The sequence below is a fragment of the Dokdonia sp. Dokd-P16 genome (assembly GCF_003095655.1).
Taxonomy (GTDB): Bacteria; Bacteroidota; Bacteroidia; order Flavobacteriales; family Flavobacteriaceae; genus Dokdonia.
Genome location: NZ_CP029151.1, coordinates 171641 through 186102 on the forward strand (window position 1 = coordinate 171641; position 14462 = coordinate 186102).

The 14462-nt window shown below is 37.3% G+C and carries 14 protein-coding genes; 10 read left to right on the plus strand and 4 right to left on the minus strand.

Translation table 11 applies throughout. The annotated features are described in order from the left end of the window. Positions 1–134 precede the first annotated feature (134 nt). The 7 genes from DCS32_RS00735 (at position 135) to DCS32_RS00765 (ending at position 6646) form a co-directional block, all read left to right on the plus strand. The gene (locus DCS32_RS00735) at positions 135–827 is read left to right on the plus strand and encodes a fumarate hydratase (protein WP_108876560.1); all 693 of its coding nucleotides are present in this window, start codon (positions 135–137) and stop codon (positions 825–827) included. Further along, positions 827–1543, plus strand: a complete 717-nt coding sequence (locus DCS32_RS00740; protein ID WP_108876561.1) for a DUF3307 domain-containing protein — start codon at positions 827–829, stop codon at positions 1541–1543. The genes DCS32_RS00735 and DCS32_RS00740 overlap by 1 nt, the downstream gene beginning before the upstream one ends. Positions 1544–1625: 82 nt before the next feature. After that, positions 1626–3122, plus strand: coding sequence for a S10 family peptidase (locus DCS32_RS00745; RefSeq protein ID WP_108876562.1), 1497 nt, complete (start codon positions 1626–1628; stop codon positions 3120–3122). Between the two features lie 214 nt (positions 3123–3336). Then, complete coding sequence (locus DCS32_RS00750) at positions 3337–3876, plus strand: CPBP family intramembrane glutamic endopeptidase (protein ID WP_162533566.1); 540 nt, start codon at positions 3337–3339, stop codon at positions 3874–3876. Between the two features lie 3 nt (positions 3877–3879). Further along, complete coding sequence (locus tag DCS32_RS00755) at positions 3880–4389, plus strand: GNAT family N-acetyltransferase (protein ID WP_108876564.1); 510 nt, start codon at positions 3880–3882, stop codon at positions 4387–4389. Then, positions 4386–5822 (plus strand): L-serine ammonia-lyase, encoded by a 1437-nt coding sequence (locus DCS32_RS00760; RefSeq protein ID WP_108876565.1) that lies wholly within the window; start codon positions 4386–4388, stop codon positions 5820–5822. The genes DCS32_RS00755 and DCS32_RS00760 overlap by 4 nt, the downstream gene beginning before the upstream one ends. Positions 5823–5902: 80 nt before the next feature. Then, on the plus strand, positions 5903–6646 hold the full coding sequence (locus DCS32_RS00765; RefSeq protein ID WP_108876566.1) for a DUF3575 domain-containing protein: 744 nt from the start codon (positions 5903–5905) through the stop codon (positions 6644–6646). 121 nt (positions 6647–6767) lie between these two features. Here DCS32_RS00765 and DCS32_RS00770 read toward each other — a convergent pair whose 3' ends face one another. Further along, positions 6768–8090 carry a hypothetical protein gene (locus tag DCS32_RS00770; RefSeq protein WP_108876567.1) on the minus strand — a complete coding sequence of 441 codons (1323 nt, stop codon included), beginning with the start codon at positions 8088–8090 and terminating at the stop codon, positions 6768–6770. A gap of 397 nt (positions 8091–8487) precedes the next feature. Then, the gene (locus DCS32_RS00775; protein WP_108876568.1) at positions 8488–8997 is read right to left on the minus strand and encodes a nuclear transport factor 2 family protein; all 510 of its coding nucleotides are present in this window, start codon (positions 8995–8997) and stop codon (positions 8488–8490) included. A gap of 61 nt (positions 8998–9058) precedes the next feature. On the opposite strand from DCS32_RS00775, the gene panB reads away from it, so the two are divergent. Continuing rightward, on the plus strand, positions 9059–9877 hold the full coding sequence (panB, locus tag DCS32_RS00780) for a 3-methyl-2-oxobutanoate hydroxymethyltransferase (RefSeq protein WP_108876569.1): 819 nt from the start codon (positions 9059–9061) through the stop codon (positions 9875–9877). 100 nt (positions 9878–9977) lie between these two features. Next, entirely contained in the window at positions 9978–10676 is a 699-nt protein-coding gene (locus DCS32_RS00785) for an RluA family pseudouridine synthase (protein WP_108876570.1), read from the plus strand. A 7-nt stretch (positions 10677–10683) separates the two neighbouring features. On the opposite strand, the gene DCS32_RS00790 is transcribed toward DCS32_RS00785, so the two are convergent. Together DCS32_RS00790 and DCS32_RS00795 are read right to left on the minus strand one after the other, a co-directional pair. Further along, complete coding sequence (locus DCS32_RS00790) at positions 10684–11541, minus strand: DMT family transporter (RefSeq protein ID WP_108876571.1); 858 nt, start codon at positions 11539–11541, stop codon at positions 10684–10686. 39 nt (positions 11542–11580) lie between these two features. Next, entirely contained in the window at positions 11581–13143 is a 1563-nt protein-coding gene (locus tag DCS32_RS00795) for a hypothetical protein (protein ID WP_108876572.1), read from the minus strand. A 118-nt stretch (positions 13144–13261) separates the two neighbouring features. Between DCS32_RS00795 and DCS32_RS00800 the strand changes: the two genes are divergently transcribed. Next, the gene (locus DCS32_RS00800; protein WP_108879211.1) at positions 13262–14434 is read left to right on the plus strand and encodes a 2-isopropylmalate synthase; all 1173 of its coding nucleotides are present in this window, start codon (positions 13262–13264) and stop codon (positions 14432–14434) included. The last annotated feature ends 28 nt before the right edge of the window (positions 14435–14462 follow it).

Genomic DNA, 14462 nt, shown 5'->3' on the forward strand with positions numbered 1-14462 from the left:
ATTTATAAGCTTATTCACTTATAAATAGGCTTTATAAGCATATACACTTATAAATGCACTCTATAAGCTTATTTACTTATAAATGTATTCTATAAGCATATTTGCTTATATTTGAATATTAAAGTATTCAAAAGGTGGATTATACCAATCATATAGTAATTTCTGGTGATTTTATTGCCTATACAAGTTTAAGCACGGACGAAAAGAAAACGCTCGAACAACAACTCTTGCAGCTGTTTCAGCAACTAGAGACTAAGTATAACACGTTCTCTAGACTCATTAAAGGAGATTATCTTGAGTGTGTAGTTCCAGATCCCGAAAATGGACTAGCCGTAGCGCTGGCAATCAAAACATTTATAAAGTCTCTAGAAATAGAAGAAAAAGTAGAAAATAACAGAACAAGAGTTTTTCAAACCTATAGTATTCGCCTTGCTATGGGTTTAGGCAGACTAGATAGATTTAATAGAGCAGAAAATATTATAGATGGCGATGCTATCTACAGGAGTGGTCGCGCCATAAGCAGTGAAAGCACTCATAATAAAGAGCGTATGGTTATAAAAAATACGCTATTCTTTAGCTCTATAAATGAAGAACTTAACCTCAACATAGATGCGATTATCTCATTACTAGATCACTTACTAGCACGAGCAACTAGCAGACAAAGCGAGGTCTTATTTCTAAAAATCATGGGTAATAGCGAGAAGGTCATAGCAAAAAAATTAGGCGTAAGCCAGTCTTCTATTAACCAGCACTCCACAGCCTCTGGATGGAATGGAATGGACAAAGCCATCAGGTATTTTAATCACACGTTAAGCAAGATTTCGTAATGGATATAGCAACTCTCATCGCCCTACAAACCATAGGTCATCTACTAGCAGATTATACCTTTCAATCTAAGAAAACTGCAAAGTCAAAGGCAAAAAAAGGCTTTAAAAGCAAACACCTCAAGTGGCATATTCTCACAGTGTTCTTAAGTTCTTTTATCATCTCTCTTGACTTCAGATTTCTTCCTTGGGCCATAGCAATAGCTGGTATACACTGGATTATAGACGGCTTAAAACCTCAATTACTTAACAACAAATGGTTACATAAAGGTGCATTCTTTATCGACCAGTTACTTCACATCATCACTTATGTGGCAGCAAGTATTCTTTATGTAAATATTGTGAGGTGGCAACCACTTATATTAGATGCTACATACTTTCCAATAATATGCCTTATTGCTATGTTTTTACTTTGTACAAAGCCAGCAAACATTGTGATAAAAGAGATTTTCAATCTATTTTCTGTATCGTTTACAGAGAAATCACAAGACTTACCTAACGCTGGCCGACTCATAGGTATCACAGAAAGATCGCTAGTACTTGTGCTTATCATCGTAGGACAGTTCAGCGCTGTAGGGTTTTTGATTACTGCAAAATCTATCTTGAGATTTAAAGATGGAGACTACCTAAAAACAGAATATGTATTGATAGGTACTATGTTGAGTTTTGCTATTGCCATTGGGTGTGCATTACTATACACACTATTTATCGCGCCATAGCATATTCGTTAAAAACGTCATTATCGCCGTATGTTTAGCTACTAGATGCTATTTTTATAAGTACAACCAAAATTTACAATCCATGTATTTCAAACACATTCTCGCGGGTATCATTGTTGTTTCCGCTTTCGCGAAAGCGTATTCTCAAAAAGTCTCGGTTCCTGTAGATACCACCATCGTATCAAATCATTCTATCACTATTAAAGGAAAAACGATTCCCTATACAGCTACAGCTGGTTTTCAACCAGTTTGGGATGATGAAGGAATGCCTGTTGCAAATTTATTATACACCTACTATAAACGATCTGATATTAAAAATGACGAGACTAGACCCTTAGTCATCTCTTTTAATGGAGGTCCAGGCTCTGCCTCTGTGTGGATGCACATTGCTTATACAGGGCCGCGCATTCTCAAAATAGATGATGAAGGTTTTCCTGTCCAGCCGTACGGAATAAAAAGCAACCCAAATTCAATCTTAGACGTAGCAGATATTGTTTTTGTAAATCCTGTAAATACTGGCTATAGCCGTATGCTTCCTAATGAAAAAGGAGAAATGCCGGACTCTAAACAGTTTTTTGGGGTCAATGCAGATATTAAGTATCTAGCCGATTGGGTAAATACTTTTGTAACAAGAAATAATCGCTGGCGTTCTCCAAAGTTTTTAATTGGCGAAAGTTATGGTACCACCCGCGTATCTGGACTTGCCGCCGAACTTCAAGACAATAAATGGATGTTTATTAATGGGGTGGTACTCGTATCTCCTACAGAAATAGGTTTTGATTTTGATGGCCCTGTAGAGGTTGCAAACCGCCTTCCTTACTTTACGGCTGCTGCTTGGTACCACAATATGCTACCTCCAGCCCTACAGCAAAAAGACCTTACAGAAGTACTTGCCGAAAGTGAAAACTATGCCGTAAACGAACTCTTACCACTACTGGTGAAATCTGGCTATCTGGAAGCAAATAAAAAAGAGGCTGCTATCAAAAAAATGGCCTACTACTCTGGACTCTCAGAAACTACCATAAGACAAAACAACCTTGAAGTTCCTTTTAATTATTTCTGGAAAGATTTACTGAGAAACCGCGACGGACTTACCATAGGGCGTCTTGATTCTCGTTATAAAGGACTAGACGTAAAAGAAGCTGGCGATGGACCAGATTACAACAGTGAGCTTACCTCATGGTTACATTCTTTTACTCCAGCAATTAACTATTACTACAGTCAAGAATTAGGACTAAAGACAGACCTTACTTATAATATGTTTGGACCAGTGCGTCCTTGGGATCGTTCTAACAACAATGCTGGCGCTAGTTTACGCAAGGCTATGGGAGTAAATCCTAACCTCAACGTGATGATACAAAGCGGTTATTATGATGGTGCAACCACATACTTTAATGCAAAATATGTGATGTGGCAACTTAATGCAAGTGGTAAGCTAGCTGACAGATTAAGTTTTAAAGGTTATAGATCTGGACACATGATGTACCTGCGCAATGAAGATCTTATCAATGCAAATGACGATTTACGTGATTTTATCAAAAAGTCCTCTGTCGGTATTGAAAAAGGAGCAAAACATTAAATAATGCTTAAAAGGATTTTCATATAATTTAATAAATACAGCCCTTGTAACTTACTCAAGGGCTGTTTAATAATATATAGCTATCAACAAGACCACTACTCTTATTAAATACTATCTATACCTCTGGGGATTATACATTATCTTCTTTACAATATTCGGGATTCTTAAAACTCAATTTCCAGAGATATTTGAACGAGACTATGAGCAATCTGCTTTGCGTGAGTTATTGAAGAATAATCCGCTTAAGTTATTTGTGCTAGCGGTTCTATTTGCTCCCGTTATTGAGGAAATGATGTTTCGCACGCTTATAAAGCCAAGTCACTCAGACATCATACTCCTCCTCTGCTCCTGGCCGCTCTTTTACTCAAATAAATTTATACCTGCAGATGTACACTGGGCTGTAAAACTTGGATTTATAGCTATCTTCTTATTTACTGTATTCACTATTCTCAAACAACTTATACCAGAGCAACGTACACTTAAGATACGTAACTTCTTATCACGTCACTCTATGGTTGTTCTTATTGCGAGTTCGCTACTTTTCGGTATGGTGCACATTAATAATTATGTAGACACCTTTGTACTTAATGCAGCACTTATTGCACTCATCATCCCGAGAATTATTTCAGGATTTATGATGGGATTGCTTAAAATCAAGAATAAAAATATCGTTTGGCCTATGGCGCTTCATGCGATGAATAACGGTTTTGTAATTATCATTTTGATACTCTCTAAAACAATGGAAAATTCTTAAGCTATGGTTGTCACGCCTATAAAAAACAGTGAATTAGATGTCCTACAAGATCTTGCAATACGCACCTATTCGGCAGCATTTGCTCATAAAAATAAACCAGAAGTCATCGCCGATTATTATGAGTACGCTTTCGCGAAAGCGCACCTCAACAAACAATTAGCTACTAAGGATTCACTATGGTTCTTTGCCCGTGACGATGATAATATTATAGGGTATCTAAAGTTGAACATTAACCAGGCTCAAACAGAATTCCGAGAGCCAAATGGGCTAGAAATAGAACGTATTTATATAGATACTCCTTACTTGCGCAAGGGTTATGGGCAAAGGCTTATAGATTTTTCGATTTCCAAAGCGAGACAGCATAAAAAAAACTACATTTGGCTCGGCGTTTGGGAGGAAAATCCAGAAGCCATTTTATTCTACAAAAAACAAGGTTTTATCATCACAGGCACTCATGATTATGATATGATTGCAGAGGTTCAAACCGACTATATAATGACGCTTGATATATGAATAAGCAAATAGAGTCCATCTCCGTATTTGACATGCTTAAGATAGGCGTGGGACCTTCAAGTTCACACACGCTTGGTCCTTGGCGTGCAGCAAAACGCTTTATTAAAAAATTAAAAGACACTAATAAATTTGAGATGGTTTCTACTATAAAAGTAGACCTTTATGGATCGCTATCTCTCACTGGCAAAGGCCATGCTACAGATGTCGCAGTGATTATGGGCCTTACAGGTGCAGACCCGCAAACCTGTAATATAGATGAAATTCCTACTACTGTAGATCACATAAAACTTTTTAGACGTCTTGACCTCGATGGCGAATTTACCTTTGACTTCAACCCTGATGAGGATATCGTATTTAATAGAAAATTTTTACCCTTTCACCCTAACGGGATACGGTTTACTGCAACCTTAACTAATGATAAGAAGGTAAGAGAAAAGTATTATTCTATAGGAGGAGGCTTTGTCGTACAAGAAGAACGCAAACGTGCCGAACGCAAGAAAATAGCATTTGAATGTTTCCCAAGACCGGTAGAAAAAGCGACAGACCTACTCAAGTTCTGTAAACAAGAAGGAAAACCTATTTCTCAGATTGTTTTAGAAAACGAACTGTATCTCCACACAGAAGAGGAAATTAATGAGCGTTTTAAACAAATATGGGATGTGATGCTAGACTCTATGTACATAGGTTGTCACACAGAGGGAACATTACCTGGCGGACTAAATGTAAGAAGACGAGCATATGATTCTCATTTAAAACTTCAAAAAAACACCAACTATACAGATAAGTATGAGTGGATAAAAGCAATACGAAGCCAAGAGGTACGCTTTCGCGAAATATTGAAGTGGGTATCTTGTTTTGCTCTTGCAGTAAATGAGGTAAATGCATCTCTAGGCCGAGTGGTTACCGCTCCTACTAATGGAAGCGCAGGAGTAATCCCTTCTGTATTGATGTACTATATCGTTATAGAAAATCACGATGCAAATTTTGAAGATATTAAAAGGTTCCTTCTCGTAGCAGGTGAGGTAGGAAGCTTATTTAAAAAAGGAGCAACCATCTCTGCAGCAATGGGTGGATGTCAGGCAGAAATAGGAGTATCTAGTGCAATGGCAGCAGCTGGTCTTACAGAACTCATGGGTGGAAGCCCAGAGCAAGTTCTCATGGCTGCAGAGATCGCTATGGAACATCACTTAGGCCTCACTTGTGACCCTATAGGAGGACTTGTACAGATTCCTTGTATAGAACGCAATGCCATGGGAGCAATTAAGGCTATTAATGCCTGTGAGATGGCTCTAGATGGAGATGCTGCAAACGCTAAGGTCCCTTTAGATAAAGTGATTGACACTATGTGGCAAACAGCTCAAGACATGAACACGAAGTATAAAGAAACCTCAGAAGGTGGGCTCGCTATTAATGTAGCTATGGCAGATTGTTAAGAGTGCTTTTATAAATCCAACGCAACCTTATGGCGGAGAGTGCATCTTTATAGAGAATCTTACTTAAATCCTACACTATAATGAGACTTACATTCACTTGTCTATGCGCGTTATTTTTACTAACTAGTAATTTACAAGCTCAAGATACTCGAGAAGAGCGCAAGGCGCTAAGAGAACAAAAACGTTTAGATAAATGGGCTAGAAAAGATAGCTTACAAAGTTTACCTATCCAATCTTACTTATCGCTTGATGTGATAAGTGCTGTTTTACCCAATCCTCTAGGACGTCTCAATATAGGTTATATAACCCCTTTAAATGAACGCTGGTCTATAGGAGGAAGTGCTGGCGTAGGTATCAATGCTACGGCATGGATTACAAGTAAGGAAGATTACTTTTTATGGGAAGTTCGCCCAGAAGTTATTTATAACTTAGGTAAAGGTAAACGCTTTCAACACTATCTAGGTGTAGAGCTTTTTTATATATCTAACAAAGAAACACTCATTGATGAAGATTTTGAGCCAGTAAACACAGTAAATGGCACTGTTAATTTGATTTCATTTGAGCGCGCCGATTACAGAAGAAATAAAGCAGGGTTTTTAGTCAATTTTGGAGAATATATTAATTTTTCTGATAGATGGGCTTTCCGAACAACAGTTGGGATTGGTACACGAAGAAAAGACAACTCTTACTCGAATCTTATAAATGCTCGTATTCAAAATGACAATGATGAGCCATTTTTCAATCTTGATGGATCTCAAAAAGAAGGAACTCGATGGGGTGTAGAACTAAACTTAGACTTGAGGCTAATTTATAAGATAAAATAGTAGCAACTCCTTTAAAAAAAAAGGAACTACCTTAACTATAAAAAAGCCCAGAAGTATCTCTACTCCTAGGCTCTAACAAAATCAAACTAACAATCAATAAGAGTTGAAAATTCGTTAATTCTTAATTATTTCTTGGTTCTCCAATCTGTGTACCTATTACTGCACTCTCTGGTTGTGTAATTACTGGACAGTTAATGATTGCTCCTGTTCCTGTCAATAAATCAGATAGTGAATTTGCAAGTGGAATTGGATTTGCATTACCTCTAAAAGGAATTAAAGTCCCATCTGCTAGCAATTGATTTACTTGATCAAAACTTCTTAATATTGGGCGTTCATTTTCTGGTACTGTAAACTCTGTGATATGAGCATCCCACATTGGAGCATATCTTGTATCACGTGGATCTATAGGGAAAGTATTTGTAGGATCTTGCACTTGACGATCACTTAAAGAAGCAGTATTAAGACCTTGTACTCCAAAACCATCTGTGTCTGTTGTTCTACCATTTGCAGTAGGACTGAAAGGCAACATTGAACCTCCTGGGAATACACCAAAAGAAGGAAGATTATTAAGCTTTGGAGCATAAACTCCTAGCTCTATCGTTGCTGGGCCCGGATCTGATGTATCTGTTACAATATGGAAATAGTATGGTCTGTTATCATGCCATCCATCAAGTAATTGCATTACTACAGATGCTTGATTCTTTGCAAGGTTTGGATTATTTTGATCATCCTCATCTTCTTGTTCATTGCCATTTGGGTTTGGAATTCTATCATGTATTCCTGTACTATTTGCAACTAGTTGTGCATTGATTACGATATCTGTTCCTGGTAATACTACGTAAGACGACCAATTATCATCTGCCACCGCTCCAGGGCTCACTGCTGCTGGTGGAAAACCAAACAACTCTCCGTCTGTACCTCCTGCGGTTAATGATCTAGTAGGAGAAAAATCTACAGATCCTTCAAAAATAAGTCTACCATCTTCTGTCCATTCAGAATTTTGCTCTCCTCCTGATCCTATTGCATTTGCCATTCTAGGAGCAAAAATTACACCTAATTCCTCTGCAAATTCACTGTTTGAAGCTTCTGTAATGACATAATATCCTTCTCTACGCTCTCCATTTGGTAGTGTTTCCCATCCTTGAAACATAGGGAATCTTGCTGTAGGACCAGCAGGTACAACATCACGATCTACTCTGTAATCTATCCCTAATATACTTGGTAAGAATACGTTTTGTTCACTTGTAAATGATAGTACGGGGTTTTGTGCGTTGTAAGGTATTCCGCCGTCTGCTTCTATACTCGCAAGCAATAAGCTCGCTGCTGTTGGTGTAACTGTAGTTACTGTAGGATCTATACTATTGTTTTGGTCATCATCTGATGAGCAGCTGTAAATTGTTATCGCTGCAATTGCACTGAGTGCAATAAGTCTAATCGTTTTCATTTTGTTTGAATATTTTAGATTGTTATAAAAGGTCTATCTAAAAAATAAAATTCGGCCGAAGAATTTTTCTAGTATCAAAAAGCAATGTTTTTCTGATGCTTATTCGGACGTTGAGAAATTTCTATTCTTACAGAAGAATTACAAACAAAGTGTAAAATAATTTTTATCACAAAATTAAAAAAACCCTGAAACGTATACTATGACTAGCGTTCGATTAAAAAACGCCAACATCAATAAAGATTGAAATAAAAATTTAATTAATAGGAATCATGAAGAATTCCTGTACTCGGCAGCCTAAGTAATGTCAGCCAGCTTACATAAAATGAAAGGCAAATCTCGAGTAAGAGCAAACTGTTATTTAAAAAAGCAAATAAGTAGATAGTATTTGTATCGAAACCTACCCCCGCTTTTCTACACAGTCTTCCCGATCTCTTGTATCTACTATATAAAAGATTTTCCAGACTCCGTTGCGCTTAAAAAGTTGGAAACTATTTGTACCACAATGGCTAAGGCTACCATTAATATAAAATGAATATGGTGTCCATACATTTGCCATTTTACCGTCCATTTTTATCTCATAATCTGTTATCCGTTCTTCAAAACTAGTAGTTTCTGGTATAGAACAAATAGATAGTAAAAACTGACTAAAGTCTTGCTTACTCAATTCTATCTCCCCAAGTTTCCCTTTACCTATAGACTGCATCATAACGTCTTCATGAACTACCTTTTTAATAAGTAATGAATCCTGCTTATGGAAACCTTCAAAGAATATTTGCACCACCTCTTTTACTTCTTGTTCGCCCTGAGGATCTTGATTCAAAGACCTGTAATAATGGTTATCTGCCTTAACAAAAGCAAATAACGCAAAGACAGCAATCATCGGGATAAAAAGATATTTGAGACGCATAAAGAATGATTTACAGTATGGGTATCTAATTTACTACTTTTGCGTCACAAAAAATAGTCAAATGTCTACAGCTAAAAAAGAGTACAAACGTGTAACCGTAAAGTCCCTCACCGAGATGAAAGCTCGTGGAGAAAAAATATCAATGCTTACTGCCTATGATTATACCATGGCAAAAATAGTCGATGGTGCAGGCATAGATGTTATTCTCGTAGGAGATAGTGCTTCAAATGTAATGGCTGGACACGAGACCACACTACCTATTACGCTAGATCAAATGATATACCACGCCTCTTCTGTGGTGCGTGCTATAAACAGAGCCCTAGTAGTAGTTGATTTACCATTTGGTAGTTACCAGAGTGATCCAAAAGAAGCGTTACGATCTGCAATACGCATCATGAAGGAATCTGGAGGGCACTCTATAAAATTAGAAGGTGGTAAAGAGGTAAAAGAAAGTATTAAGCGTATTCTTAATGCAGGAATCCCTGTAATGGGCCACCTAGGGCTTACACCACAAAGTATCTATAAATTTGGTACTTATACGGTAAGAGCAAAGGAAGAAGAAGAAGCTCAAAAACTTAAAGATGACGCACTTATGCTTCAAAAAGCAGGTTGTTTTGCCCTTGTACTTGAAAAAGTACCGGCACAACTTGCAAAGGAGGTTGCAGATAGCCTAACGATTCCAGTAATTGGTATAGGGGCTGGTGCTGGTGTAGATGGTCAAGTACTTGTAACGCATGATATGGTTGGAATGACACATGAATTCAATCCGCGTTTTTTGAGACGTTACCTAGATCTTCATACAGAAATGACAAAAGCATTTGAGCAATATAGCACAGATGTAAAAAATCAAAGCTTCCCTAACGAAGATGAGCAATATTAATACAACGTATTAAATTCCCTTATACCCATATTATCACGCAGAGCTATATGCACTCGTGATAAGGTGGATATAATTATAGCTTCTAAAAGAAAAGCCGTCAATGAATAATACCCTATCTACAGCAGACAACCTCAACGTTATTTATGAGGATAATCACATTATTGTGATTAACAAACGTAGTGGAGATATTGTACAGGGAGATAAGACAGGTGATGCACCATTAAGTGAGGTGGTAAAAAAATATATTGCTATAAAGTATGATAAACCAGGCGCCGTTTATCTAGGTGTTGTACATAGATTAGACAGGCCTACTTCTGGAATTGTTGTATTTGCTAGAACAAGCAAAGCACTACCACGCCTTAATAAAGCTTTTGCAGAGAGGGAAACAAAAAAGACTTACTGGGCACTCGTAAAAAATCCGCCGCCAGCAGAGAGTGGAACTCTTATTCATTACCTAAAAAGGAATCCAAAGCAAAACAAAAGCTACGCACATAAGCATGAGGTTCCAGATAGTAAAAAGGCTATTTTGGATTATAGAGTTATAAAAAAACTTAAAACTTTTTATCTCCTAGAGATTGACTTGCACACGGGCAGACATCACCAGATTAGGGCTCAACTTACAGCTATAGGATCTCCTATAAAAGGCGATCTTAAATATGGTTTTGACCGTAGCAATCCTGATGGTAGTATAAGTTTGCTTTCGCGAAAGCTTACCCTCACACATCCTGTACAAAAGGAAGAAATGACATTTACTGCCCAAGTGCCCGAAGGAGATGCTGTGTGGAAGGCGTGTAATTAAAAAGTACCTACTTACTTCTAGACGCTCTTAAACTCTCGACCACTACACTAAATAGTATTAAAGAACCTCCTAATACGGTACGCCATCCAGGGATTTCATTAAGGAAAATAATCCCTAGAATTATTCCATAGATAGGCTGTACACTACCCATTAAACTTGCAGCTGTAACAGAAAATCTTTTGATACTAAAGAGAAACATCGTGTGTCCTAAGGCGGTGGTTACAAGGGCTAGTAATCCTATATAAGGTAGCTCTGCGACAAAGCCCTCTGCATCAAAAATGAAATATGCTGGTATAAGCATAATTGCTATCACCAGTGTTTGATACCACATTACCACAGATCCATTATAGGAACCTATTTTTGTCTTTACTAATAAATTACGTATCGCAAAGCATAATGCAGAAAGCAAGCCTATGAGTATCGCAAGGAAGTAATCATTTTCTGTATCAAAAGTAGGTGCAAGAAAGTAAATACCTATCAAGACAAGCACCCCTAGTAACAAGTGCATTTTTGAAAACTTAGTCTTCAAAAATAGCGGTTCTAGCAAACTAGTCATCACAGGATAAGTGAATAGCGAGAGCATCCCGATAGCCACATTAGATAGTTGTAATGAGTAGAAGTAGGTAATCCAGTGTAGTCCCATAAAAACTCCAGAAAGAGCAATCGCAAGCATATCTTTTCGCGCAAGCGTAAAAGAAAAACCTTTCCACTTTATAAAGAGGCCAAGTAATAGCATTGCTCCAAAAGATCTGATACCTATGGTTACTGCAGGAGGTAAATCTATATACCTCCCCAAAACACCAGATGTGCTCACAAAAAGCATGGCAAGATTAATTTCTAATATATGTTTAGTGCTATTTTTCATATGATAATTATAGTTGAGGGAACACTATGATGTACATAATTAACGCAAAGATTGATGCGCTTTATTTTTGATTATATCTGCCACAGGTTTATTCTCTATTTTACTCTCTAACCAGGACAATACATCTAAGTATAAAAATGCTCTTCGCTCATAAGGATCTTCCTCATATTGCTTGAGCGTGCTGTGTAAATTCTTAAAAGCTCCCTTGAGTTCGTGAGGGTATATATCGCCTAAGTTTCGCACAAATTTAATCATCTCTTTTTGTACCTCATGCATATCATCCATCTTAATTAAAAACTTATAGGTGCTTCTTAATAGCGACTCTAGATGATAGTCCTTACCAGCTTCATAATGAGCAATGAGATTAAGAATACGTGAGAAGCACATGAGATCTTCTCTACTTTTGAGACTATGATTATTGATTATTTTTTGACAGTACTCTATACATTTCACGTTATCTCCGGCTCCAAAGTATAGACTTGCAATCTTATAATAGAATATCATTACATGATGCTCATCTATTCTATATTTAGGTGATTTTAATCCTGCAAGCACCTCTTTTACGAGTCCATCCTCATCACTAAAACTTCCCGTCATAAACTTATGATTAAAGCGATTACTTGAAGTATATAGAAATAGTAGCGTATCTAGGTTATCACCCTTAGGAAAGTTGGGATTCTCCTTTACGGTAGTAAGCTTATCTAGGGCTTCCTTAAACTTTGATTCGTGTTTGAGGTAATATAAAGATTCGAGCAAATAATGTATTCCCTTTAGGTAAAATACTGGGTTTTGCTTAATCATCGTGGGGTTATCATCAAAAAGTCTCACATAGCGATCTGCATACTTGTAACTAGTCAGGAAGTCTTGCGTTAAAAAACTATACCAAAGATGTGCTTTGTACAACCATAACTTTTCTCTAAAGTTGAGTGTGTCATAATTATATTTAGGTAAATGCCCATCAAAGTAGTCAGTAAGGCGCTGCTTCTCTGCATCACTTTTCACATAGCCCGTCTTGAGCATGATACTATATAATTGTAATGAGAGGTTAGATAGCTTACTAGCCATTACATTTTGCTCACTTAGCATTTTTGCTTGTACAGCAAGCTCATCTGCTCGAGTAGCTATACTTCTAGTGATATACTGAGTTTCTATAATTTTCTCTAATTCTACAATCTCGTAGGCAACATTTTTCTCCTCATTCTCGAGCGCCATACTTTTGGCCTTATCTAGAATTTTGAGGCTTTGTTTATACAACCCTTTCTGATATAAGATGGTTGCAAAATCTAGCTGCTCTCGTATTTGAACACGTATATTTTGATGCGCAGGAGTGAGTCGTAAGCTTATTAATAGTTGCCTATAAAGATGCGCTTTAAGGTTAGAAAGTTGTGTTTTAGTAACAATACCAGACTTTAAAATTGCAGTCTCATTGTATATTTTCTCTTTATCTAGGAATTCAAAAAGTTGTAAAAATTTTGCCTCGCTATTTCCTACGAGTCGGCCTACGTACAGTTTAAACTGGCGCTTCTCACTCTTAGATAATGACTTTATTAAAATAAATAAAGAATCATTATGATCATTAAGCGTTGTAATGATTTTTCTCATAACTAATTGAAATACAGATATTTGATTAGACTAAAATTAACCTTGATATCGTAAGCTTCTTTATAACTCACATCGTTTAAGAATAAGCAAGGTATAAATTCGTGTAGAAATGAATGCTATGCAAAACGACAAAGTTCAGATTTTTGATACGACTCTTAGAGATGGAGAGCAGGTTCCTGGTTGTAAATTAGACAAAAAAGAAAAGCTCACCATAGCAGAGCGTCTGGACCTTCTAGGTGTAGATGTTATAGAAGCTGGATTCCCTATTTCATCACCTGGAGATTTTACCTCTGTGGCAGAGATATCAAAACTCGTAAAAAACGCAACCGTATGTGGTCTAACTCGCGCAGTTGAGAAAGATATTGAAGTTGCCGCGCAAGCTTTAAAATATGCCGTTAGACCTAGAATACATACGGGTATTGGAACTAGCGATTCGCATATGAAATATAAATTTAACGCCACACCAGAACAGATTATTGAGCGCGCTGTTAAGGCTACCGCTTACGCGAAAAATTTTGTGGATGATGTAGAGTTTTATGCAGAAGATGCGGGTCGTACAGATAATGCTTTTCTTGCAAAGGTTCTTGAGCAAGTAATCGCAGCAGGCGCTACCGTCCTTAATATTCCAGATACTACAGGTTATTGTTTACCTGAAGAGTATGGAGCAAAAATTAAATACTTACGCGAAAACGTAAAAGGTATAGAAAACGTAATCCTCTCTTGTCACTGTCATAATGATCTTGGTCTAGCCACTGCAAATAGTATTGCTGGCGTTATAAATGGAGCAAGACAGATAGAATGTACCATAAACGGTATAGGAGAGCGTGCTGGTAATACCTCTCTAGAGGAAGTGGTGATGATACTTAAACAACATCCTACCCTCAATCTTCACACAGATATAAATACCCAACTCCTTTTTGACACGAGCCGTATGGTGAGTGATAAGATGGGAATGGTCGTACAACCTAACAAGGCTATTGTAGGTGCAAATGCATTTGCGCACAGCTCAGGAATCCATCAGGATGGTATGATTAAAAATAGAGAGACCTACGAGATTATGAACCCTAAAGATGTGGGAGTAAATGAGACTTCTATCGTGCTTACTGCAAGAAGTGGTAGAGCAGCACTTGCTTACAGATCTAAAAAAGTAGGATACGAATTGACCAAGATTCAACTAGATGCAGCTTATGAACAGTTTCTTAATGTAGCAGATAGACAAAAAGAAGTAAAGGATAATGACATCCATATGATAATGGATCGCATACAGCTTAAATCAGGAGCAGTAGCTTAACAATAACCAACTCTATTTTTACAAAGTG